The sequence below is a fragment of the Thermaerobacter litoralis genome, from assembly GCF_054654595.1.
Genome location: NZ_BAAIES010000004.1, coordinates 110,721 through 132,143 on the forward strand (window position 1 = coordinate 110,721; position 21,423 = coordinate 132,143).

A 21,423-nucleotide genomic window follows, 5' to 3' on the forward strand; every position below is an offset into this window, starting at 1 on the left:
CTCTAAGCCCCTTCGGCGCCTGTCAGCGCGGTTCCGGCGGCAGGACCTTCTCCGGTACGGCCCGCCAGCCGGCCCCGTCCCGCCGCAGCTGCGCCACCGCCAGGAGGCGCCCCTGGGGATCCAGCAACCGGACCCGCTCGGGCGGCCCCTCGCCGTCACCGGTCCCCGCCGGGCCCGGACCCGTTCCTGGCGGCGGCGCCGGCGGGACGTCCCAGGGCTGCGGCCGGGCCCGCGGCGGGCTGCCGTGGAGGACCCGGCGGGCTTCGGCCGGATCCAGCACCCAAGCCGGCAGGAAGCCCAGGGCCTCGGCCGGCGCCACCAGCCCGCGCCTGGGGCCGGTGCCGTCGCCCCCGGCCCCGGCGGCCAGTTCCTCCAACGTCACCGCGTGGTCCAGGTGAAAGGCCCCCTGGGCGGTGCGGATCAGGGCGGCGAGCATCGCCGGCACCCCCAGGGCCGCCCCCAGGTCCCGGGCCAGGGCGCGCACGTACGTGCCCTTGCTGCACACCACGTCGACCAGCAGGCGGGGCACGGGACCCGGCCACCAGGCCACCAGGTCGAAGCGGTAGACGGTGACGGGCCGCGGCGCCAGGTCGACGGTCTCGCCCTGGCGCTGCCGGCGGTAGGCCCGCTCGCCCCCCTGGCGCACGGCCGACACCGCCGGGGGAACCTGCAGCTGGGGCCCCGTCAGCCGGGCCAGGGCGTGGCGCAGCCGGCCCTCGTCGAGCCCCACGGCCTGGGAGCCGCCGCCCGGCCCCGGCGGCTGGGGGCCGGGACCACCCAGCCCGGCGGCCCCGGCCGGGGGGAGATCCGCCACCCGGCCCTCACTGTCCAGGCTGTCGGTGGTGACGCCCAGCCAGATCTCCGCCCGGTAGGCCTTGGGGGCGTCGCTCAGGTACTCCGCCAGGCGGGTCGCCGCGCCCAGGCACACCACCAGGACCCCCGCCGCCGCCGGGTCCAGGGTCCCGGCGTGACCCACCCGCCGCAGGCCGAAGAACCGCCGGCAGGCGTCGACCACGTCGTGGGAGGTCATGCCCGGCGGCTTGAGGACCGGGATCACGCCGGCCCGCTCGGGGCCGGCCCCCGCCCGCGGGGCGGGCCGCCGCCGGGCGGTTCCGGGACCGGGGCGGGCCTGGACGGGCTCCGCCCGGCTGCCGGCGGCGCCTCCGGAGCCCGGCGGGCCGACGGGGCGGGCCGGCTCGGCCCGAGCCCCACCGGCCGTCACCGGCGGGCCTCCCCCGCCGGCCCCAGGGCGCCGGGGGTCTCCCCGGGACCCTCCCCGGCGGCCTGTTCCTCCAGATGGCGGGCGACCTCCTGCAGCACCTGGACCTGGGCGCGCTCCAGGGGCCCGGCCAGGGTGCACCCGGCCGCCCGGGCGTGGCCGCCACCGCCAAACCGCGCCGCCAGCCGGCTGACGTCCACCTCCCGGTTGGACCGCCAGCTGACCCGGACCCGGCCGTCGGGCTCTTCCAGGAACAGCAGGGCGACCTCCACCCCGGCCAGGGAGCGGGGGTAGTTGACGAACCCCTCGGTATCGCCGCGCTGGGCCCCCGCCCGGTCCATCATGGCCCGGGAGACGGTCATCCAGGCCAGGCGGCCGCCGGCCCCCACCTCCAGGGTGCCCAGGGCCTCCCGCAGCAGGCGCAGCACCCGCAGGGGGCGCTGCTCGAAGACCGACTGGGAGACCCGCTGGGGCTCGACGCCCAGTTCCAGCAGGCGCGCGGCCAGCCGCAGGGTCGACGGGCGGGTGTTCTCATACTGGAACGAGCCCGTGTCGGTCAGGATCGCCGTGTAGACGCCGTAGGCCATGGGCAGGTCCAGGGGCACGCCCAGAGCGTCGATCAGCCGCGCCGTGATCTCCCCCACCGCCGCCGCCCCGGGCTCGATGTAGTTGACATCGCCGTAACGCCGGTTGGACGGGTGGTGGTCGACGTTGATGACCCGGCCGATGCGGTCGATGGCGGTGCGGGCCGGTCCCACCCGGTCCAGGTCCGCGCAGTCCAGAAGGACCGCCGCATCGTACTGGGACCAGTCCTCCTCCACCTCGTTCCACAGGCGGAACCGCTCGCTGTGCGGCAAGAACCGGTAGGCGTCGCCGGGCAGGTCGGCGCCCACCCAGACCGTCCGCTTGCCCAGGCGCTCCAGGGCGAGCCCCAGGGCCAGGGTGGAGCCGATGCTGTCGCCGTCGGGCGAGAGATGGAGGAACAGGGCGTACCGCCGCCCGCTCCGCAAGGCCTCCACCACCCGGTGCCACTCCCCGTCCGGCACCGGAGCGGCTCCCTCCGGCCGGCCGCCCGTGGCGCCCGCGCCGGCGGCCGGCGCCGGGCCGGGTTCGTCCGGACCGGCCGGACCGTCCATCCTGCCGGCCATCAACGCGCCCCCTTCCCCGTGGAGTCCGTCGCCCCGCCGGCCTCGTCCCCGGTGGCGGGCTCCGGGACGGCCGGGCCCGGGACCGCGGTGGAACCGGCCTCGCGGGCGGGTTGCCCCGCCGGCTCCCCGGCGGGAGCAGGACCCGCCGCCGGCTCCCCTGCGGGACCGTGACCGGCCGCCGGCCCCCCTGCGGGAGCGGCGCCCGTCACCGGCCCCTCCGCCGGGCCTTGGGCCGGCCCCTCGGCGGCCCGGATCTCCCGCAGCAGCTGGGCGATGCGAACGCTGTAAGCGGCCGAGTCGTCCAGGCGGAAGTCCAGCTCCGGGACGTGGCGCAGCCGGATGGCGCGGCCCAGCTCGGAGCGAATGAAGCCGCGGGCCCGTTCGAGGCCCTCCATGGTGCGCCGGCGCGCCTCGTCGTCGCCGATGACGCTGATCCGTACCCGGGCGTGGCGCAGGTCGGGCGAGAGCTCGACCCCGGTCACCGCGGCCATGCCCACCCGGGGGTCCTTGACCCGCCGCAGGATCTCCGCCAGGGCCTCCTGCACCGCCTCTGCCACCCGTTCGCGACGCTTCACCGACACACCCATCACCTGCCCCGGAGACCCTCTGCCGCAGGTCTCAGAGGATCTCGGTCTCCACGTGCAAGAGTTCGATGTCGGCCCGGGTCTCCAGCCAGCGCAGGCACTCGGCCAGGATGGCCTCGCAGCGCGAGGCCTCCCCGCTGACGCAGGCGAAGGCGATGTCCGCCCGCTGCCAGGCGTCCTGGGACCCCACCTCCGCCACCGCCAGGGCGTAGCGCTGGCGCAGCCGGTCGACGATGCTGCGCAGGACCCGGCGCTTGTCCTTGAGGGACGTGCTGCCCGGCACCGCCAGGGTCACCTGGCAAAGGCCCACGAAGGCCGCCATGCTGCCACCTCCCGGCCCCCGTCGGCAGAGGCGACCGGCGCTGGCCCCAGCGGAGGAGACGGCCTGGCGCCGGCCCCGGCGGGCACCCCGTCCCGCGCCTCGAACCGCCGGCACTCTCCGCCGCGCCCGCGCCGGAGCGCCCGGGCAAGAGAGGGCCCGGCCATCAAAGGGCCCGGGCCACCTCCTGCTCCTGGAAGACCTCCAGGACGTCGCCCTCCTTGATGTCGTTGAAGCGTTCGATGCCCACGCCGCACTCGTAGCCCTGGGCCACCTCGCGGACGTCGTCCTGGAACCGCTTCAGGGAGGCGATGCGACCCTCGTAGATCACCGTCCCGTCGCGGATTACCCGGACCCGGGCGTTGCGGGCGATCTTGCCGTCGGTCACGTAGCAGCCGGCCACGGTGCCGACGCCCGGCACCTTGAAGGTGGCCCGCACCTCCGCCTGGCCGAGGACCACCTCGCGGATCTCGGGCTTCAGCAGGCCCTGCAGGGCCTTCTTCACGTCGTCCAGCAGCTCGTAGATGACCCGGTAGGTGCGGATCTCCACCTTCTCCTCGTCCGCCGCCCGCCGGGCGTTGGCGTCGGGCCGCACGTTGAAGCCCACCACGATGGCGCGGGAGGCCGCCGCCAGCATGACGTCGGACTCGCTGATGGCGCCCAGGCCGGTGTGGAGCACCCGGACGTAGACCTCGTCGGTGGAAAGGCGCTCCAGGGCCGGGATCAGGGCATCCAGGGAGCCCTGCACGTCGGCCTTGACGACCAGGCGCAGCTCCCGCTCGCCCGCTTCGCCGGCGGCCTGCTGGGAGAACTGCTCCAGGGTCAGGCCGCGGGCCGCCCGCAGCTCCTCCTGGCGCCGCTCCTCCTGGCGCCGGGTGGCGATCTCCCGGGCCTCCCGCTCGTCGGCGACCACTTCCAGCCGGTCGCCGGCCTCGGGCACCTCCGAGGCGCCCAGGACCTCCACCGGGGTCGACGGCCCGGCCTCCTCCACCGGCCGGCCGCGGTCGTCGAACAGGGCCCGGACCCGGCCGTAGGTGGTCCCGCAGACGAAGGCATCGCCCACCCGCAGGGTGCCCGTCTGCACCAGCACCGTTGCAACGGGGCCGCGGCCGCGGTCCAGCTTGGCCTCGATGACCGTGCCCACGGCGGGCCGGTCGGGGTTGGCCTTGAGCTCCTGCAGCTCGGCCACCAGCAGGATCATCTCCAGCAGCTCGGGGATGCCCTGGCCGGTGTGGGCCGACACCTCGACCATCACCGTGTCGCCGCCCCACTCCTCGGGCACCAGGTTGTACTCCACCAGCTGCTGGCGCACCCGGTTGGGGTTCGCCTCGGGCTTGTCGACCTTGGTGATGGCCACCACGATGGGCACGCCCGCGGCCCGGGCGTGGTTGATGGCCTCCACCGTCTGGGGCATCACGCCGTCGTCGGCGGCGACCACCAGGACCGCCACGTCGGTCACCTGGGCGCCCCGCGCCCGCAGGGCGGTGAAGGCCTCATGGCCCGGCGTGTCCAGGAAGACGATCTTCTTCTCGCCGACCTCCACCACCGAGGCACCGATGTGCTGGGTGATGCCACCGGCCTCCTGGGCCGTCACCCGGGTGCGGCGGATGCGGTCCAGCAGCGACGTCTTGCCGTGGTCCACGTGGCCCAGCACCGTCACCACGGGCCAGCGCGGCTTGAGCTTCGCCGGGTCCTCCTCGGCCGCGGCCGGCTCGACCTTCTTGGCCAGCTCCGGCTCGGGCTCCTGGATCTTGACCGTGAAGCCGAACTTCTCCGCCACCTTGGCGGCCACCGAGGCGTCGATCTCCTGGTTGATCGCGGCCATGACGCCCATGCCGATCAGGGTCTGGATGACCTGGGCCGGCGTGAGGCCCAAGAGCTCGGCGAAGGCGCCCACGGTGACGGCGCCCGTGAGGGTCACCTCACCGCCCACCCGGGAGCCGTGCCGGATCTCGCGGGTGGCGTCCTCCTGGGCCCGGCGGCGCCGCCGCTCCTCCTTGCGGCCTCCGAACAGGCGCCCGTCGTCGTCCTCGTCGAGGAACTCGCGCTCGTCCCGCTCGTACTCCTTGCGCTTGCCGCCCCGCCGGCCGGCCGTCCCCGGCCGGCCCGCCCCCGGCCGGCCGGCCATGCCCGGCCGGCCGCCGCCGGGCCGCGGCGGCGCGAAGCCGCCACCGGGGCGGCCACCACCCGGCCGGGGCCCGCCCCCGGGCCGCCCGCCGCCGGGCCGCGGCCCGGCGGCGGGCCGTGCCCCGGCCCCGCCGGCCGGGCGGGGCCCGGCGGCCCCGCCCGGCCGGCCCTGGCCCCCGCGGCCGTCCGGCCGGCCGCCGCCGGCCGGACGGCCGGCGGGCCCGCCGCTACGGCCGTCGCCCGCCCGGGCCTGCCCCGGCCGGGCCTCGCCGGGGCGACCGGGCCGCCCGGCCCGGTCGCCCCGGCGGTCATCCCGCCGCTCGCCGCGGGCCGGTCCACCGGGAGCTCCGCCCGGCCCCGCCGGGCCCGCACCGGCGGGACCCCGGGCGCCACCGCCCGGAGCCCCCGCTCCGCCCTGGGGCCGGCCGGCCGGACCCCGGCCGGGGCCACCCGCCCCGGCCGGGGTCCCCGGGGCACCCGCCGCCTGGGGTCCCCGGGGCGCCGCTCCGGCACCCGCCGGGCCGCCCGCCGGACGCGGACCCGCCGCCCCAGCGCCAGCGCCGCCACCCGCCGGCCCGGCCCCAGGCCGTCCGCCCGTCGCACCCGGGGCGCCTGGCGTTCCCCCGGTACCGGGACGGCCCCCCGCGCCCGCAGCGGCTGCCCCGCCGCCCGCCGCGGTGCCCTGGGAAGCCGGCCGCCCGCCCGCCGCACCGCCGGGGGCAGCGGCCGCGCCGCCCGGACGGGCCTCCGCCGGGGACTCCGGCCGCCCACCGCCGCCCGGTCCCGCCGCGGGGCGCGGACCCGCCGCGCCGCCGGATCCACCGATCCGGCCCGCCTCCATGCCGGGCCGCCCACCGCCGGCCGCTCCCTGGCCCGACCCGGGCGTCCCCGGCCGGGCCGGGCCACCGGCTGCGCTGCCGGGGCGGGCGCCGACGCCGTTGCCGCCCACGGGCTGGGGGCGGCCCGCTGCGGGCGCCGTTCCGCTTGGACGGGCTCCGGCGCCCGCCGGGCCCCCGGCCGCCGGCCGGGGGCCCGCGGCCCCGGCGCCGGCAGCCCCGGAAGCGGCCGGGCGGGCCTCCGGGCGCCCGCCGCCCGCAGCGGGAGCCGGGCGGCCGCCGCTGCCGGCCGCACCCGGACGCCCAGCCGCCCCACCGGCCCCGCCGGTCCCCGCAGCGCCGCCACCGGCACCCGGCCGGCCCCCTGGGGTCGGGCCCGCCGCCGGCCGGTTCGTCCCACCGCCGGTGGCCCGGGGCATCCCCGTTCCCGTGCCGGCGGCCGGCCCGCCCGCGCCGTTGCGGGTACCTGCCCCGCCGCCTGAAGCCCGCGCCGCGTCCCCGTTGCGCGGGCCCTGCCCCGCCGAGCCGGTCTCGCCGCGCAGAATCTGGGTGATCCGGCGCGCCACCTGGTCGTTGATGGTGCTCATGTGGTTCTGGATGTCGATGTTCAGCTCGTCGTGCAGGATGCGCAGGATCTCCTTGCTCTGCACACCCAGCTTGCGAGCCAGTTCATAGATGCGAATGCTGCGTGACAAACGGCTCACCCCCCGATTCTGCGCCCGTTCCTCCGGCCCCGGCGGGAAGCCGCTCCCGCAGGGCAGACGCCAGTCCCTTGTCCGTGATCGCCAGCACCGCGCACTGGGGGCGGCCGACCAGGCGGCCCAGCTCGCCCTTCTGCCCCCACACGCAGAGGGGCACCGCCTCCTGGGCCGCCAGGTGGGTGAAGCGCCGGCGGCAGGCGCTCCCCGCGTCGACGGCCACCACCACCAGGGCCGCCCGGCCCTCCTGCAGGGCGTACCGGACGGCATGGTCGCCGGCCGCCAGGCGCCCCGCCCGGCGGGCCAGCCCGATCAGTCCGCGGGGATCGCCCTTACCGCCCGGCACCGGCATCCGCTCCCGTCACCAGCTCCAGCAGCTGGCGGCGCAACCCTTCGACCGTCTCCGCGTCCAGCTCGGTCTTCAGCGCCCGGCCCAGCTCCCGGGCCTTGAGCGCCCGCTCCAGGCAGGCGGGATCGGGGCACAGGTAGGCGCCGCGTCCGGCCCGCCGCCCCGTGGGGTCGAAGACCACCGCCCCTTCAGGGGTGCGGACCACCCGCAACAGCTCCCGTTTGGGCCGGACCGTGCGACAACCGATGCAGGTCCGCTGGGGAATGTGCCGCGCCACGGCCCCTCACCTCGGTTCCGTCCCGGGGCGTTCCCCGTCCCCGGCCTCGCCGTCGCCGTCCTCCAGGTCCCCACCGGCGGCCCCGTCATCCTCGGCCCAGCCGGGGGAGGCGCCGTCCTCCGGCGCGTCCTCCCAGCCGCCGGGCTCCTCGTCGCCCGCGCCGCCGTCCTCCCAGCCGTCCTCGTCCCAGTCCCCGTCCTCGTCCCAGTCGCCGGCCTCGCCGTCCCCGGCCGGCCCGGCAGGTGCCGCATCGCCCACCCCCGCATCACCGGTCTGGGATGCGCCCTGGTCCTCTGGCCACCAGTCCCAATCCCCGCCGGTCTCGCCGGTCTCGGCCCCACCGTCGTGGCCCCGGGTCCCGGCGCCGAAGAGCTCGTCCAGGTCGTCGGCCGCGCCGTCGTCCCGCTCCTCGCCATCGCGCCCCACGCCGGCCAGGACGGCGTCGATGTCCCAGTCGTCGTCCCGGCCCAGCCACTCGGCCGCCTGGGACTCGGCGTGGATGTCGATCTTCCACCCCGTCAGGCGCGCGGCCAGCCGGGCGTTCTGGCCCTCCTTGCCGATGGCCAGCGACAGCTGGTGGTCGGGCACGATGACCCGGGCCACCCGGGTCTCCGGCTCCAGGATCACCCGGGTGACCGTGGCCGGCGACAGGGCATTGGCGACGAACTGCTCGGGCTCCTCCGCCCAGCGGATCACGTCGATGCGCTCACCGCGCAGCTCCGCCACCACGGCCTGCACCCGGGCGCCCCGCGGGCCCACGCAGGCGCCCACGGGATCGACCCGGTCGTCCCGGGTGTCGACGGCCACCTTGGCCCGGACGCCGGGCTCCCGCACCGCCTCCTTGATCTCCACGATGCCGTCGTGGATCTCCGGCACCTCCAGCTCGAAGAGGCGCTTGATGAGGTTCGGGTGGCTGCGGGAGATCAGGATCTGCGGCCCCTTGGGCGTCTTGCGCACCTCGACGATGTAGACCTTGATGCGGTCGCCGGGCCGGTACCGCTCGCCCGGGATCTGCTCGGACGGGAAGAGAACCGTCTCCGTCCGCCCCAGGTCGACGAACACGTTCCGCCCCTGGACCCGCTGGACGACCCCCGTGACGATGTCGCCTTCCCGGGTGATGAACTCCTCATAGATGAGGTCCCGCTCCGCCTCCCGGATGCGCTGCAGGACCACCTGCTTGGCGGTCTGGGCGGCGATGCGCCCGAACTCCCGGGGGGTGACCTCCTGTTCCACCACGTCCCCCACCTGGTAACGGGGATCGATCTCCCGGGCCTCGGCCAGGCTGATCTGGGTCGAGGGATCCTCCACCTGCTCGACCACGTCGCGCCGGGCCACCACCCGGATCTCGCCCGTCTCCCGGTCGATGCGCACGGCCACGTTCTGGGCCGTGCCGAAGTGGCGGCGGAAGGCGGCCACCAGGGCCGCTTCGATGGCCTCCAGCAGGGTGTCCTTGTCGATGCCCTTCTGCCGCTCCAGATCCTCCAGCGCCTCGATGAATTCCGCATTCATTGGCGGCCAGGCGCCTCCTTTCCCCTGCCACCCATCCCCTCGTCCTGGCCAGGGCACATGGCGTCCCTCGCGACGGCCGGGGTCCGCCGGCCCGCCGGCATCCGCGGCCCACCGGTCCCCTGGCGCGCCCGTCGCCCGGCCGGTTCGTCCCCCGCGGGCGGCCGGTCGCCGGCGGCCGGGTCGCCGCGCCCCGCATCGCCCGCCGGCCTGCCGGGCCCACCGGGTCCGCGGGTCAGATGCGCACGTGCAGCTGGGTCTTGGCCACCGCCTCCCGCGGGATGCGGTGGGTGCCCTCGTCGTCGGTGACCACCACGTGGCCGTCCTCCAGGCCCTCCAGGCGCCCCTGGAAGCGCCGCCGGCCCTCCACCGGGCGGTAGGTGGTCACCTCCACCTCCCGGCCGCGGAACCAGGTGAACTCCCGATCGCTGCGCAGGGTGCGATCCAGGCCCGGAGACATGACCTCCACCACCACGTCCTCCGCCAGGCCGTCCAGGCCGGTCAGGAGGGGATCCAGGGCCTCGCTGAAGGCGGCGCACTCGTCCATGGTCACGCCGCCTTCCCGGTCCACCACGCACTGGAGGAACCAGCGGCCCCCCTCGCGCCGGTACTCCACATCCAGCAGCACCAGTCCCCGCTCCTCGGCCAGGGGTCCGGCCACCTCGGCCACGGCGGCCTCCACCTTGCGGTTGCTCACCCTGTCGCCTCCCCGCCGGCGGCCGGGCCGGCCGGTTCCACCGGTCCCCGGGCGGCACCGGCCCGCGCCGCCCTTGACCCGACACCGCCCCATAACGATCGAAAAGAGTGGGCGCGGAACCCACTCTTCCGGGACCATCGCTGGTTGGCGGCACGGCCCGGCGGGGACGAACCGGCCGCGCTGCAGCCTCCCGCCGGACCCCGCGCGGGCGCCCGCCCCGACCACGGGGCCGGGCGCACCTGCCCAGAAGCAAGACCAGCGCCCAGGGGGCGCTACTTTGGCGCCAGTATACCACAGGCGCCCGAGCCCGGCAAGGAAAGGAACCCGGCGGCGCCGCGGCGGAACCGCCGCCGGGCCCGGGGCGCGGGGCCGCCGCCCTCGCCCCCCGCGAGGCCATCCCGTCAGCGCCCGAGCCCGGTGGCGGCCAAAAAGACCGGGTTCAACAGCAGACCCAGGCCTCCCGCCAGGACCATGCCGGCGATGGTGACCAGGAGCTTCCGCCCCAGGGGCGTGCCCCGGGCCGCCCGCTGGGCGATGGGGACCAGGATCACCGCGCTGGCCAGGGAAGCCAGCACGGTGCCGTAGGCCGCCTGGACCGGGGCGATGCGCCCCTGGGCGGCCAGGTTGGCGGCGGTGGCCGCGCTGGAGGCGCTGGAGACCAGGCCGCCGAGGAAGCTGACGCCGTAGAACCCCGCGGTGCCCAGGTACCGCTGGCCCAGGGTGGCGATCACGTTGAGCACCAGGAAGACCAGGCCGAACTCCAGGGCCGCCCGCACGGAGAAGGGGGACGTCAGCCGCACCTCCGGGGCCTCTTCCCGGGCGGGCACCCGGGCCCGTACCGCCAGGACCAGGGCCAGGACCAGCATGAGCCCGACGGGCAACAGGCCATAGGGCAGGGCCGCCGGCGCGAAGAGGCCCAGGATCAGCCCGTTGCGGACGAACATCGCCGCCTTGGCCAGCATCACCCCGCGGAAGGCGAACCGCTCCAGGGGCGGGTTCTCGCCGACCTTGAGGGCCATCTCCGCCACCGTGGCGGTGCTGTTGACCAGGCCGCCCAAGAAGCCCGTGTAGGTGACGCCCCGGGCGCCGTAGACCCGCAGGAGCACGTAGTTGGCAAAGCCGATGGCCGAGATCAGCACGACCATCAGCCAAACCCGCCGCAGGTCGAACAGGCCCCAGGGGTCGACGGGTTCCTCCGGCAGCACGGGCAGGATGACGAAGGAGATGACGCCCAGGTAGATGGCGGCATGGACCTCGTCCCGGGAGATCAGGGCGGTCCAGCCCACCAGCTCCTCCTTCCAGGACAGCAAGAGCAGCATCAGCACCGTGGCCGCCACGGGGGTGAAGATCTGCCCGCGTCCGACCAGGATGCCGTTCAGGGCGGTGAGCAAGAGGGCCACGGAGGTGGTGATCTCCACGCTCTCCTGGGCGCGCAGGTTCTGCCAGCTGTTGATCACCACCACCAGGGCGGTGAAGGCCAGGACGGCCAGCATGAAGGGCAGCCGGTACGGCGGATCGGTGGAGGCCGCCAGGGTCCCGGCCAGGGCGGTGAAGGCAAAGGTGCGCATGCCCAGCTCCTTGCCGGCCCGGTGGCGCTCGAGACCGACCAGCAGGCCCAGGGCCAGGGACAGCGCCAGGTTTTGCAGGTCGAACCAGCTGGCGTCGGGCCGCACGGCCGCCCTCCTCTCCCCGTCACGCCGCCGCGGGGCCGGCCGCGGAAACGGGGCCCCGCGGTCATGGAGCGGCGGGCCGGGGGCAGCGCCCCGCCGCCCGGCCCGCCGCCTTGGTGCACTGCCTTGATGCACTGGTGCCAGTCCGCCGCTGGACGGATCGGGTGCCTCGGGATCGCCCCGCCGCCGCGGTCAGCGGCGGCCCACCGAACCGTCCCGGCGGTTCAGCTCGTCCAGCGCCGCCCGCACCCGCCGGGCCACCTCGGCAGCCGCCTGGTCCACGGGCACCGGCTCGGCCGCGCCGCTGGCCCGTTCGACCACCTCGACCTTGCCCTCGGCCAGCCCGCGGGGCCCGACGGTGACCCGCAACGGGAAGCCGATCAGGTCGGCGTCGTTGAACTTGACGCCCGGCCGCTCGTCCCGGTCGTCCAGCACGGCCTCCACGCCCGCCTCCAGCAGCTCCCCGTACACCCGCTCGGCCGCCTGGCGCTGGTCGGGTTCGGCATAGTTGACCGGCGTCACCACCACGTGGTAGGGGGCCACGGACATCGGCCAGATGATCCCCTTCTCGTCGTGGTGCTGCTCGATGACGGCGGCCACCGTGCGGGTGACGCCGATGCCGTAGCAGCCCATGACCATGGGCCGCTCCTGGCCGTCGGCGTCCTTGAAGGTGCAGCCCAGCGCCTCGCTGTACTTGGTCCACAGCTTGAAGATCTGGCCGACCTCGATACCCCGGGCCGACGCCATGGGCGTGCCGCACTCGGGGCACGGGTCGCCGGGCCCCACCAGGCGCAGGTCCGTCACCCGGTCCGGGGTGAAGTCGCGCCCCGGATTGACGTTGAAGAAGTGGTACCCTTCCTCGTTGGCGCCGCAGGCCGTGTTGCGCAGGCCCATGACCTCCTCGTCGGCCAGGACCGGCACGCCCTTGAGCCCGACGGGTCCGGCGGAACCCGTCGGCGCCCCGGCCACCTCCAGGACCTCTTCCCGGGTCGCCATCTTGACCAAGAGGGCGCCAGTGGCGTTCTTGAGCTTGACCTCGTTCAGCTCCCGGTCGCCCCGCACCAGGGCCGCCACCAGCTGGGGGTCGCGGCCCTCGTAGACCGCCCAGTAGAAGAGGATCTTGATCTGCCGCTCCGGCGGGATGCCCTCGGCCTCCGCCAGCTGGGCGATGGTGCGCACGCCCGGGGTCGGCCGCTTCTCCAGGGGGCGGGGCGCCTCGTCCATGGGCGGGGCGACGCGACTGGAGGCCTTTTCCACGTTGGCCGCGTAGCCACAGCCATCGCAGTATACGATCAGCGCCTCGCCGTAGTCCGCCAGGGCCATGAACTCGTGGGTGCCGGAGCCGCCGATGGCGCCGGGGTCGGCCGCCACGGGCCGGAAGATCAGGCCGCAGCGGCTGAAAATCCGGCGGTAGGCGTCGTCCATGGCCTGGTAGCTGCGCTCGAGGCCCTCGGCGTCCACGTCGAAGGAGTAGGCGTCCTTCATCACGAACTCCCGGGCCCGCATCACCCCGAAGCGGGGCCGGATCTCGTCCCGGTACTTGTTCTGGATCTGGTAGAGCAGCAGGGGCAGCTGCCGGTAGGAGGTCACCGTGGCCCGCACCAGGTCCGTGATGATCTCCTCGTGGGTCGGGCCCAGGCAGTACTCGCGGCCGTGGCGGTCCTTGAGCCGCCACATCTCCTCCCCGTACTCGGCCCAGCGGCCCGTCTCGCGCCACAGCTCCGCCGGCTGGACGATGGGCAGGCCCACCTCCAGCCCCCCCTTGCGGTTCATCTCCTCCCGGACGATGGCCTCGACCTTCATCACCGCCCGGCGCCCCAGGGGAAGCCACTCGTAGATGCCCGCCGTCACCCGCCGGATCAACCCCGCCCGCAGCATCAGGCGGTGGCTGGCGATCTCGGCCTCGGCGGGGTCGTCCCGCAGGGTGGGAATCAAAAGCCGGGTCCACCGCATGGGCTCCGCCTCCCGTCCTCGCGCAACGTCAACAGGCCCGGCGTCGAAAGGGCCCGATGTCAAAAAAGCCTTTCGCCCGGAGCGGACGAAAGGCCGGCGTGTAGGACCCGGAACGGCGACGGCCGGGTTCGACCTGGGAGAACCTCCGGCCCAGCGTCCCAGGGCCTGTCCTGCCACCTTTCTCCTCTTATTCCTACCATGTCCCCTGGGGCGGGACAAGATTCGGCCGCCGGCCGGTCGCCGCCCCGCCAGCCGTCGCCCCGTCAGCCCCGGGCGGGCCGGCCGGTTCGGCGCCCGCGGCCCGCGGGCCGCCGGCCTGGCCGAAGCGGCGGGCCACGTAGGCCTCCAGGATCTCCAGGAAGCGGGGCACGATGTCGTCTCCCCGCAAGGTGGTGTACTTCTCCCCGTCGACGAACACCGGGGCCGTCGGCTCTTCAAAGGTGCCCGGGAGGGAGATGCCGATGTCGGCATGGCGGCTCTCGCCGGGCCCGTTGACCACGCAGCCCATGACGGCCACCCGCAGGTTCTCGACCCCCGGGTAGCGGCGGCGCCACTCGGGCATGCGCTGCTGGATGTAGGCCTGGACGTCGCGGGCCATCTCCTGGAAGAAGGTGCTGGTGGTCCGGCCGCAGCCCGGGCAGGAGCTGACCTGGGGCATGAAGGAGCGGAGCCCCAGGGACTGGAGGATCTGCTGGGCGACCCGCACCTCCTCGGCCCGGTCGCCACCGGGGGTGGGCGTCAGGGAGACGCGGATGGTGTCGCCGATGCCCTCCTGCAGCAGCACCGCCAGACCGGCCGTGCTGGCCACGATGCCCTTCATCCCCATGCCGGCCTCGGTCAGGCCCAGGTGCAGGGGGTAATCGCAGCGGGCGGCCAGTTCCCGGTAGACGGCGATCAGGTCCTGGACCTCGGAGACCTTGGCGCTGAGGATGATCCGGTCATGGGGCATGCCCAGCTCCTCGGCCATGCGGGCGGACCGCAGCGCGCTCTCCACCATGGCCTCGAGCAGCACGTGGCGGGCGCTGCGGGGCTCGGGCCGGCGGGCATTGGCGTCCATCAGCTCGGTCAGCAGCTCCTGGTCCAGGGAGCCCCAGTTGACGCCGATGCGTACCGGCTTGTCGTACTTGAGGGCCACCTCGATGATCTGGGCGAAGTTGCGGTCCTTCTGCCGGGTGCCCACGTTGCCCGGGTTGATCCGGTACTTGTCCAGGGCCCGGGCACACTCCGGGTAACGGGTGAGCAGGACGTGGCCGTTGTAGTGGAAGTCGCCCACCAGGGGCGTCCCGTAGCCGGCGGCCCGCACCTTCTCGACGATGCGGGGCACCGCCGCGGCCGCCTCCTCCCGGTTGACGGTGATCCGCACCACCTCGCTGCCCGCCCGGGCCAGCTCGATGACCTGGGCGGCCGTGGCCTCCACGTCGGCGGTGTCGGTGTTGGTCATCGACTGGACCACCACGGGGTGCTCGCCGCCGATGGGCACCGGGCCCACCCAGACGGTGGGCGTCCGGCGGCGCGGCTTGGGGCCAAGTTCCATCATGGGGCTCCTTCCTCCGGTCAAGCACGGGCGCGGCCGCCCAGCCGGGCAGCCGGCCTCCGGTCGCCTGGTGCGCGGCCGCCCGGCCGGGACGCTGGCGACCGGCCGGCCATCCCTGAGCGGTCACGACGCGTTCAGTCGCAAGAGGTCGCGGTAGGTAATCACAATGGCCAACAGCATCAGCAGGGCAAAGCCGACAAAGTGGATCAGGTTCTCCTGTTCGGGGTCGACGGGCCGGCCGCGGACGCCCTCCACCGCCAGGAACACCAGGCGGCCGCCGTCCAGGGCCGGGATCGGCAGCAGGTTGACCAGGGCCAGGTTGGCCGAGAGGATCGCCGCCAGCAGGACCACCTGGCTCAAGCCCACCTGGGCCGCCTCACCGATCTGCTGGCCGATGCCCACCGGGCCGATGACGTCGAACCCGCCGCGGCCGGTCAGCATGTGCACCAGGGCGGTGACGAAGCCGGCCGCCACCTGCCAGGTGGCCTGGGCGCCGCGGGCGACGGCCTCCACCAGCCCCGTGCGCTCCGTCTCCACCAGCGGGCGGATGCCGATGACGCCGACCCCGGGGCGCTCGGGATCGGGCCGGGGGGTCACCCGGACCGACAGCTCCTGGCCCTGGCGCTGGACGGTCAGGACCACGGGCCGCCCGGCGGCCTGCTGGATCCCCGTCACCACCTGCTCCCACCCGGTGACGGGCCGGCCGTCGATGGCGACGATGCGGTCCCCCGGCTGCAGCCCCGCCTCGGCGGCGGGATACCCGGGCACCACCTCGCCGACCACCGGCCGGGCCACGGGGATGCCGATGACGGCGAACACCAGGGCGAAGAGGACGATGGCCAGGGCCACGTTCATCAGCGGTCCCGCGGCGATGATCTTCACCCGGTCACCCAGGGGCCGGCCCAGGAAGCGGCGGGCCGGCGGCACGTCCTCCAGCCCCTCTTCGTCGGGCTGCATGCCGGCCATGCGGACGAACCCGCCCAGCGGCAAAAGCCGCAGGCTGTATTCGGTCTCGCCGCGGCGCACGGCAGCCAGCCGGGGTCCGAAACCCAGGGCGAACTCGTGCACCAGGACGCCGCTGCGCTTGGCCGCCCAGAAGTGGCCCAGCTCGTGGATCACGATCAGCAGCGCGAAGACGGCGACGGTCCAGACCACCGCCACGGGGATCACCTGCCCCACCGGTCCGAACCCGACCCGCACGGCGGCCCGGGCGCCCGGTGCCCCGGCGGCGCCCAGCCCCCCGCGGCGGCCGCACCGTCCCGCCGGGACCGGCGGCGCCGGGGGCCCTGGTCCCCGAGCCTTGGGGCCTCAGCGGGCCGGGCCCGCGCCCGACATGCCCGCCACCCGGGCCTGGGCTTCCTCCCGGGCCCAGGCATCGGCCTCCAGCACGTCCTCCAGACGGGCCACCGGCCGCGGCCGGTGCCGGTCCAGGACGGCCGCCACCGTCTCGGCGATGCCCGGGAAGGGCAGCCGCCCCTCCAGGAAGGCGGCCACCGCCACCTCGTTGGCGGCATTGAGCACCGCCGGCGCCGTCCCGCCCGCCTCCAGGGCCTGATAGGCCAGGGCGAGGCACGGGAAGGTGCGGGTGTCGGGTTCTTCAAAGGTCAGCTTGCCCACGGCGGCCAGATCCAAGCGCTCGACCAGCCGCGGTCCACGTTCAGGATAACACAGGGCGTACTGGATCGGCTGGCGCATGTCGGGGTGGGCCAGCACGGCCACCGTCGCGCCGTCCACCAGTTCGACCAGGCCGTGGACGATGCTCTGGGGGTGGACCACCACGGCGATGCGCGGCGCGGGCAGGCCGAAGAGCCAGTGGGCCTCGATGACCTCCAGCCCCTTGTTCATCAACGTGGCGGAATCCACGCTGATCTTGGCGCCCATGGACCAGTTGGGGTGACGGACGGCCTCTGCGGGGGTGACGCCGGCCAGGCGGTCCCGGCTCCAGCCGCGGAAGGGCCCGCCGGAGGCGGTGAGGACCAGCCGCTCCACCTCGGCGGGCGACCGGCCCTGCAGGCACTGGAAGAGGGCGGAGTGCTCGCTGTCCACGGGCAGCAGGCGCACGCCCCGCCGCGCCGCCGTCCGGGTGACCAGGGCGCCGGCGACGACCAGGGATTCCTTGTTGGCCAGGGCGACGTCCCGGCCGGCCTCCAGGGCGGCCAGGGTGGGCCGCAGGCCCGCCGCCCCGGTGATGGCCGAGAGCACGCGGGTCGCCCCGGGCCAGGTGGCCAGGGCCTCGGCCGACCCCGGCCCCGTCAGCACCCGCACCCCTTCCCGTTCCAGCAGCGGCCGCCACCGGGCGCCGGCTTCGGGGTCCTCCAGGGCGACCACCTCCGGGCGCAGGCGGCGCACCTGCTCCAAGAGCCGCTCGCCGTCCCGCCCCGCCGCCAGGCCCACGGCCCGCAGGCGGCCCGGCATCCGGGCGATGACGTCCACGGCCTGGCGCCCGATGGAACCCGTGCTGCCCAGGATCACCACGCCCGTGGGCTCGCCGGCCGGCGGTCCATCCGGTCTTCCATCCATCGCTGAATCCCGCTCCCCGCCCACTCCCGCTCCCCGGACCGCATCCCGCCCCGCGGCTACCGCCACGGGCGCATCCACCAGCTGAACAGCACCAGGGCCGGCAGCAGGCTGTCGATCCGGTCCAGCATGCCGCCGTGGCCGGGCAACAGGGTACCCGAGTCCTTGAGGCCGGCCCGCCGCTTCCACCACGACTCGAAGAGGTCGCCGGCCTGGCCGGCCACGGCGGTCCCCAGGGCGGCCGGCAGGAGCGCGGCCGGTTCCACCGCCAGGGGCCGGGCCAGGGCGGCGGCCGCCAGCAGTCCCCCCACCAGGCCCCCCAGAGCCCCCTCCCAGGTCTTCCCCGGCGAGATCCGGGGCGCCAGCCGGTGGCGGCCGATGGCGCGGCCGACGAAGAAGGCGGCGATGTCCTGAACCCAGAGGATGACAAGGGGGACCAGCAGCCAGGCGACCCCCGACCGGCGCAGCCAGAGGGCGTGGGCCAGGGGCACGCCGACCCACAAGGCGATGCCCACGGCCAGGCCGAAGGCCCGGCCCGCCCACGCCGGAACCGCCGATCCCTCCGCCGGCCCGGCAACGGCCGAACCAGCCGCCCGTCCGGGCTCCGCCGGCCTGGCCAGTCCCGCGGGAAAAGCGGAACCGCCGGCGGCGTCCCGCCCCCCGCCCGGCCGCCGGCCCAGGCCCGCCAGGACGGCCACCGCCGCCGCGGCGAGACCGGCCAGCAGGCACCCCGCCGCCATGGCGGCCGGAGGCGCTGCTGGACCCAGGGCCACGGCCACCGCCGGCAGCGCTCCGCCCAGGGCGCAAGCCGCCTGCACCGCCGGCGGCAAGGGGCGCGAGCCGGGCCGGTCCCCAGCCCGGCCGGCTCCCTCCGTCCCTGGCGCATCGGGACCGCCGGCGGCGCTGCCCCCTTGCGGCGCCGCCTCCCGTCCCGCCACAGCCGGCCGTCCCGCCCCCGCAGCCCGTGCCGGCGGGCCCGCCGGGGCCAGGAGGGCCGCCGCCTCCCATCCCGCCAGGAAGCCCACCACGGCCAAGAGGGCGGCGAGGGCGGGGCCGCCCCACGCCACAGCCGCGAGAACCGGTGGCAGGAGGACGGCGGCCGTCAGGATCCGCGCCTTCAGCATGGCGACCCGGGGGTGCCGCCGGTTCCCGCAGCCGACCCCTCGCCGTCCACCCCCGGCCGGTGGGCCTTGGGCGCGGGCGCCCCGGCCCCTGGCGGCGTGCCCGTGGCGGCCGCCCTGGCACCCGATGCGCCCGTTCCGCCGGCCTCGCCGGACCCCGGGGCCTGGTCCGCGGTGGCCGGCCCCCCCTCACCGGCGGCTGCGCCGGCGCCGAACCCGCCCCTTCCGGCCCGAGCCGGCAGGGGAACGGCCGGGACCGGTCCGGGGCCGCCGCCCCTGGGGGCGGTGCCGCCGGCGGCCCCCAGGGCCGCCCCGTCCCCCAGGCCGCCGAAGCGCCGTTCACGGCGGGCGAAGTCCTCGATGGCCTCGACCAGGTGGACGGGGCGGAAGTCGGGCCAGGCCACGGGGGTGAACCAGAGCTCGCTGTAGGCGATCTGCCAGAGCAGGAAGTTGGAGATCCGCCACTCGCCGCTGGGCCGGATCAACAGGTCGGGATCCGGCAGATCCGCCGTTTGCAGGTGGGCGGCCAGGGCCGCCTCGTCGATGGCCGCCGGGTCGATCTCGCCGCGGGCGGCCCGTTCGGCCAGGAGCCGGGCGGCGCGGGCCAGCTCCCAGCGCGCACCGTAGTTCAAAGCCAGCACCAGCACCATGCGCCGGTTGTGGCGGGTGGTGTCCACCGCCCGCAGGACCTCCCGCCGCGGCTGGGGGGGCAGCCCCTCCGGGTCGCCGATCACGCGGATCTGGACGCCGTTGCGGTGCAGCTCGTCCAGATCGCGCCGGATGTGCTCGACCAGGAGGCCCATCAAGGCCCGCACCTCGGCCGGCGGGCGCCGCCAGTTCTCGGTGGAGAAGGCGTACAGGGTCAGCACCTCGAGCCCGATGTCCCCGGCGAAGCGCACGATCTCCCGCACGCTCTGGACACCGGCCCGGTGCCCGGCCACCCGCGGCCAGCCCCGGCGCTGGGCCCACCGGCCGTTGCCGTCCATGATGATGGCCACATGGCGCGGCATCCGGCCCAGGGCGCGCACCCGGTCGATCCGGCGGTGCAGCTCGGCCTCCTCCGGCCGGAGCGATGCCCGGCCCTGCCGCTCAACGGGATCGGTCACCGGCTCCCTCTCCTTCGCCGCCCTCCGGCCCGCCCTCCCCGGCCGGCGCCGCCAGCGGCCCCCAGCTGCCGGCGGCTCCCTCGCCCAGGACGGCCTCCAGCTCCGCCCGGGGCAAGGGCGGCAGGGGAAAGGCGGCGATCCGCAGGCACACCGCCCCCCGGCCATCGGGCCCTTCCACCCGGACCACCCGCCAGAGGGTCTGGCGCGGCCCCACCTGGCGGGCCCGGCGCCGGGCCGGTTCCTCCGGCGCGGCGGTCACCGCCACGGTAACGGAAAGACCTGCCCCCACCAGGCGCCGCTGCGCCTCCGCCAGGGGCAGGCCCACCAGCTCGGACAAGGACGTCACACCTCGCGGATCTCCTTCTCCTTGGCGGCCAGGAGCTCGTCGACCCGGGCGATGTAGCGGTCCGTCAGCTCCTGGACCTTCTCCTGGGCGCGCCGGATCTCGTCCTCGGAGAACCCTTCCCCTTCCAGGTCCTTGAGGTCGTCGTTGGCCTGGCGCCGCAGGTTGCGGATCGCCACCCGCTCCTCCTCCGCCATCTTGCGCACCCGCTTGACCAGCTCGTTGCGGGTCTCCTCCGTCAGCGGAGGCAGGACGATGCGGATGACCTGGCCGTCGCTGGAGGGGTTGATGCCCAGGTCCGACTTGGCGATGGCCCGCTCGATCTCGCCCATGGCGCCCTTGTCCCAGGGCTGGACGACCAGCATCCGCGGTTCCGGCGCCGTGATGGTGGCCAGCTGGTTGATCGGCATGGGCGTCCCGTAGTAGTCGACGCGGATCTTCTCCAAGAGCGCCGGGGTGGCCCGGCCCGCGCGGACCCCGGCCAGCTCCCGGCGGAAGTTCTCCACCCGGGCCTCCATCCGCTCCCGGGTCTCCCGGAGGATGTCCTCGATCACCGGGGCTCCCCCCTGACGTATGTACCGATGTTCTCGCCCAGAACGGCCCGCCGCACGTTGCCGGGGACGCTCAGGTCGAACACCCGGATGGGAATGTTGTTCTCCATGCACAGGGACGTGGCGGTGGAGTCCATCACCCGCAGGCCGCGGTTGAGCATCTCCAGATAGTCGATCTCGTCGATCTTGCGCGCGTTGGGGTTCACGCGGGGATCGGCGTCGTAGATGCCGTCCTCCTTGGTCGCCTTGAAGAAGATCTCCGCCTCGATCTCCGCCGCCCGCAGGGCCGCCGTGGTGTCGGTGGAGAAGTACGGGTTCCCGGTGCCGGCGGCGAAGATCACCACCCGGCCCTTCTCCAGGTGCCGGATCGCCCGGCGCCGGATGTAGGGCTCGGCCACTTCCTTCATCTCGATGGCCGTCTGGACCCGGGTGTCGACCCCGTGCTTCTCCAGGGCGTCCTGCAGGGCCAGGGCGTTGATCACCGTCGCCAGCATGCCCATGTAGTCCGACGTGGCCCGGTCGATGCCCTTGGCGCTCCCCTGGACCCCGCGCCAGATGTTGCCCCCGCCGACCACGATGGCCACCTGGACCCCCAGGTCGACCACCTCCCGCACCTGGCGGGCGATGGAGTCGACCACCTCCGGGTCGATGCCGTAGCCGCCGCCGGCCAGCATCTCCCCCGAGAGCTTGAGCATGACCCGCCGGTAGCGGGGGCGGGGCATGCCGTTGCCCGGCGCGGCCCCGCCGGGAGCCGGGTTCGTCCCGGTCGAACCAGCCTCCGCCAGCGGCGACGGCCGCCCCTCGGTCTCGCTGCGCTCCACGGCTTCCCGACCTCGCTCCCCCCGCCGCGCCGGACCGTTCCGGACGA

Annotated in this window: 18 protein-coding genes and 2 pseudogenes; all 20 read right to left on the bottom strand. The window is 75.5% G+C overall.

What is annotated here, in order from left to right; genetic code table 11:
- Window positions 1–22: 22 nt before the first annotated feature.
- Complete coding sequence (locus tag ACYQ02_RS02265; protein WP_460038817.1) at window positions 23–1,222, bottom strand: tRNA pseudouridine synthase B; 1,200 nt, start codon at window positions 1,220–1,222, stop codon at window positions 23–25.
- On the bottom strand, window positions 1,219–2,367 hold the full coding sequence (locus ACYQ02_RS02270) for a DHH family phosphoesterase (RefSeq protein ID WP_460038818.1): 1,149 nt from the start codon (window positions 2,365–2,367) through the stop codon (window positions 1,219–1,221). The genes ACYQ02_RS02265 and ACYQ02_RS02270 overlap by 4 nt, the downstream gene beginning before the upstream one ends.
- Entirely contained in the window at window positions 2,367–2,942 is a 576-nt protein-coding gene (gene rbfA / locus ACYQ02_RS02275; protein WP_460038819.1) for a 30S ribosome-binding factor RbfA, read from the bottom strand. The genes ACYQ02_RS02270 and rbfA overlap by 1 nt, the downstream gene beginning before the upstream one ends.
- A gap of 43 nt (window positions 2,943–2,985) precedes the next feature.
- Window positions 2,986–3,273, bottom strand: coding sequence for a DUF503 domain-containing protein (locus ACYQ02_RS02280; RefSeq protein WP_460038820.1), 288 nt, complete (start codon window positions 3,271–3,273; stop codon window positions 2,986–2,988).
- 163 nt (window positions 3,274–3,436) lie between these two features.
- A pseudogene (infB, locus tag ACYQ02_RS02285) lies at window positions 3,437–5,422 on the bottom strand (translation initiation factor IF-2); the annotation flags it as partial.
- A gap of 1,410 nt (window positions 5,423–6,832) precedes the next feature.
- Window positions 6,833–6,937, bottom strand: a pseudogene (locus ACYQ02_RS02290) (translation initiation factor IF-2 N-terminal domain-containing protein); the annotation flags it as partial.
- The gene (locus ACYQ02_RS02295; protein WP_460038821.1) at window positions 6,903–7,277 is read right to left on the bottom strand and encodes a L7Ae/L30e/S12e/Gadd45 family ribosomal protein; all 375 of its coding nucleotides are present in this window, start codon (window positions 7,275–7,277) and stop codon (window positions 6,903–6,905) included. The pseudogene ACYQ02_RS02290 and the gene ACYQ02_RS02295, both read right to left, overlap by 35 nt.
- The gene (gene rnpM / locus ACYQ02_RS02300; protein WP_460038822.1) at window positions 7,264–7,557 is read right to left on the bottom strand and encodes an RNase P modulator RnpM; all 294 of its coding nucleotides are present in this window, start codon (window positions 7,555–7,557) and stop codon (window positions 7,264–7,266) included. Before rnpM ends, ACYQ02_RS02295 begins: the two co-directional genes overlap by 14 nt.
- 6 nt (window positions 7,558–7,563) lie before the next feature.
- On the bottom strand, window positions 7,564–9,066 hold the full coding sequence (nusA, locus tag ACYQ02_RS02305; RefSeq protein WP_460038823.1) for a transcription termination factor NusA: 1,503 nt from the start codon (window positions 9,064–9,066) through the stop codon (window positions 7,564–7,566).
- A gap of 232 nt (window positions 9,067–9,298) precedes the next feature.
- On the bottom strand, window positions 9,299–9,760 hold the full coding sequence (locus tag ACYQ02_RS02310; RefSeq protein WP_460038824.1) for a ribosome maturation factor RimP: 462 nt from the start codon (window positions 9,758–9,760) through the stop codon (window positions 9,299–9,301).
- Between the two features lie 401 nt (window positions 9,761–10,161).
- Window positions 10,162–11,433: an MgtC/SapB family protein gene (locus ACYQ02_RS02315; RefSeq protein WP_460038825.1), complete on the bottom strand. Its 1,272-nt coding sequence runs from the start codon at window positions 11,431–11,433 to the stop codon at window positions 10,162–10,164.
- A gap of 189 nt (window positions 11,434–11,622) precedes the next feature.
- Complete coding sequence (locus ACYQ02_RS02320) at window positions 11,623–13,383, bottom strand: proline--tRNA ligase (RefSeq protein ID WP_460038826.1); 1,761 nt, start codon at window positions 13,381–13,383, stop codon at window positions 11,623–11,625.
- A gap of 193 nt (window positions 13,384–13,576) precedes the next feature.
- Window positions 13,577–14,920 (bottom strand): flavodoxin-dependent (E)-4-hydroxy-3-methylbut-2-enyl-diphosphate synthase, encoded by a 1,344-nt coding sequence (ispG, locus tag ACYQ02_RS02325; RefSeq protein ID WP_460038827.1) that lies wholly within the window; start codon window positions 14,918–14,920, stop codon window positions 13,577–13,579.
- Window positions 14,921–15,040: 120 nt separating this feature from the next.
- Window positions 15,041–16,078, bottom strand: coding sequence for an RIP metalloprotease RseP (rseP, locus tag ACYQ02_RS02330; RefSeq protein WP_460038828.1), 1,038 nt, complete (start codon window positions 16,076–16,078; stop codon window positions 15,041–15,043).
- 147 nt (window positions 16,079–16,225) lie between these two features.
- The gene (locus tag ACYQ02_RS02335) at window positions 16,226–17,437 is read right to left on the bottom strand and encodes a 1-deoxy-D-xylulose-5-phosphate reductoisomerase (protein ID WP_460038829.1); all 1,212 of its coding nucleotides are present in this window, start codon (window positions 17,435–17,437) and stop codon (window positions 16,226–16,228) included.
- Window positions 17,438–17,493: 56 nt separating this feature from the next.
- Window positions 17,494–18,558: a phosphatidate cytidylyltransferase gene (locus ACYQ02_RS02340; protein ID WP_460038830.1), complete on the bottom strand. Its 1,065-nt coding sequence runs from the start codon at window positions 18,556–18,558 to the stop codon at window positions 17,494–17,496.
- Window positions 18,552–19,661 carry an undecaprenyl pyrophosphate synthase gene (uppS, locus tag ACYQ02_RS02345; protein ID WP_460038831.1) on the bottom strand — a complete coding sequence of 370 codons (1,110 nt, stop codon included), beginning with the start codon at window positions 19,659–19,661 and terminating at the stop codon, window positions 18,552–18,554. The genes ACYQ02_RS02340 and uppS overlap by 7 nt, the downstream gene beginning before the upstream one ends.
- Window positions 19,645–20,007 (bottom strand): hypothetical protein, encoded by a 363-nt coding sequence (locus tag ACYQ02_RS02350; RefSeq protein WP_460038832.1) that lies wholly within the window; start codon window positions 20,005–20,007, stop codon window positions 19,645–19,647. Before ACYQ02_RS02350 ends, uppS begins: the two co-directional genes overlap by 17 nt.
- On the bottom strand, window positions 20,004–20,558 hold the full coding sequence (gene frr, locus ACYQ02_RS02355; protein WP_460038833.1) for a ribosome recycling factor: 555 nt from the start codon (window positions 20,556–20,558) through the stop codon (window positions 20,004–20,006). The genes ACYQ02_RS02350 and frr overlap by 4 nt, the downstream gene beginning before the upstream one ends.
- Entirely contained in the window at window positions 20,555–21,277 is a 723-nt protein-coding gene (gene pyrH, locus ACYQ02_RS02360; RefSeq protein WP_460039030.1) for a UMP kinase, read from the bottom strand. The genes frr and pyrH overlap by 4 nt, the downstream gene beginning before the upstream one ends.
- Window positions 21,278–21,423 lie beyond the last annotated feature (146 nt).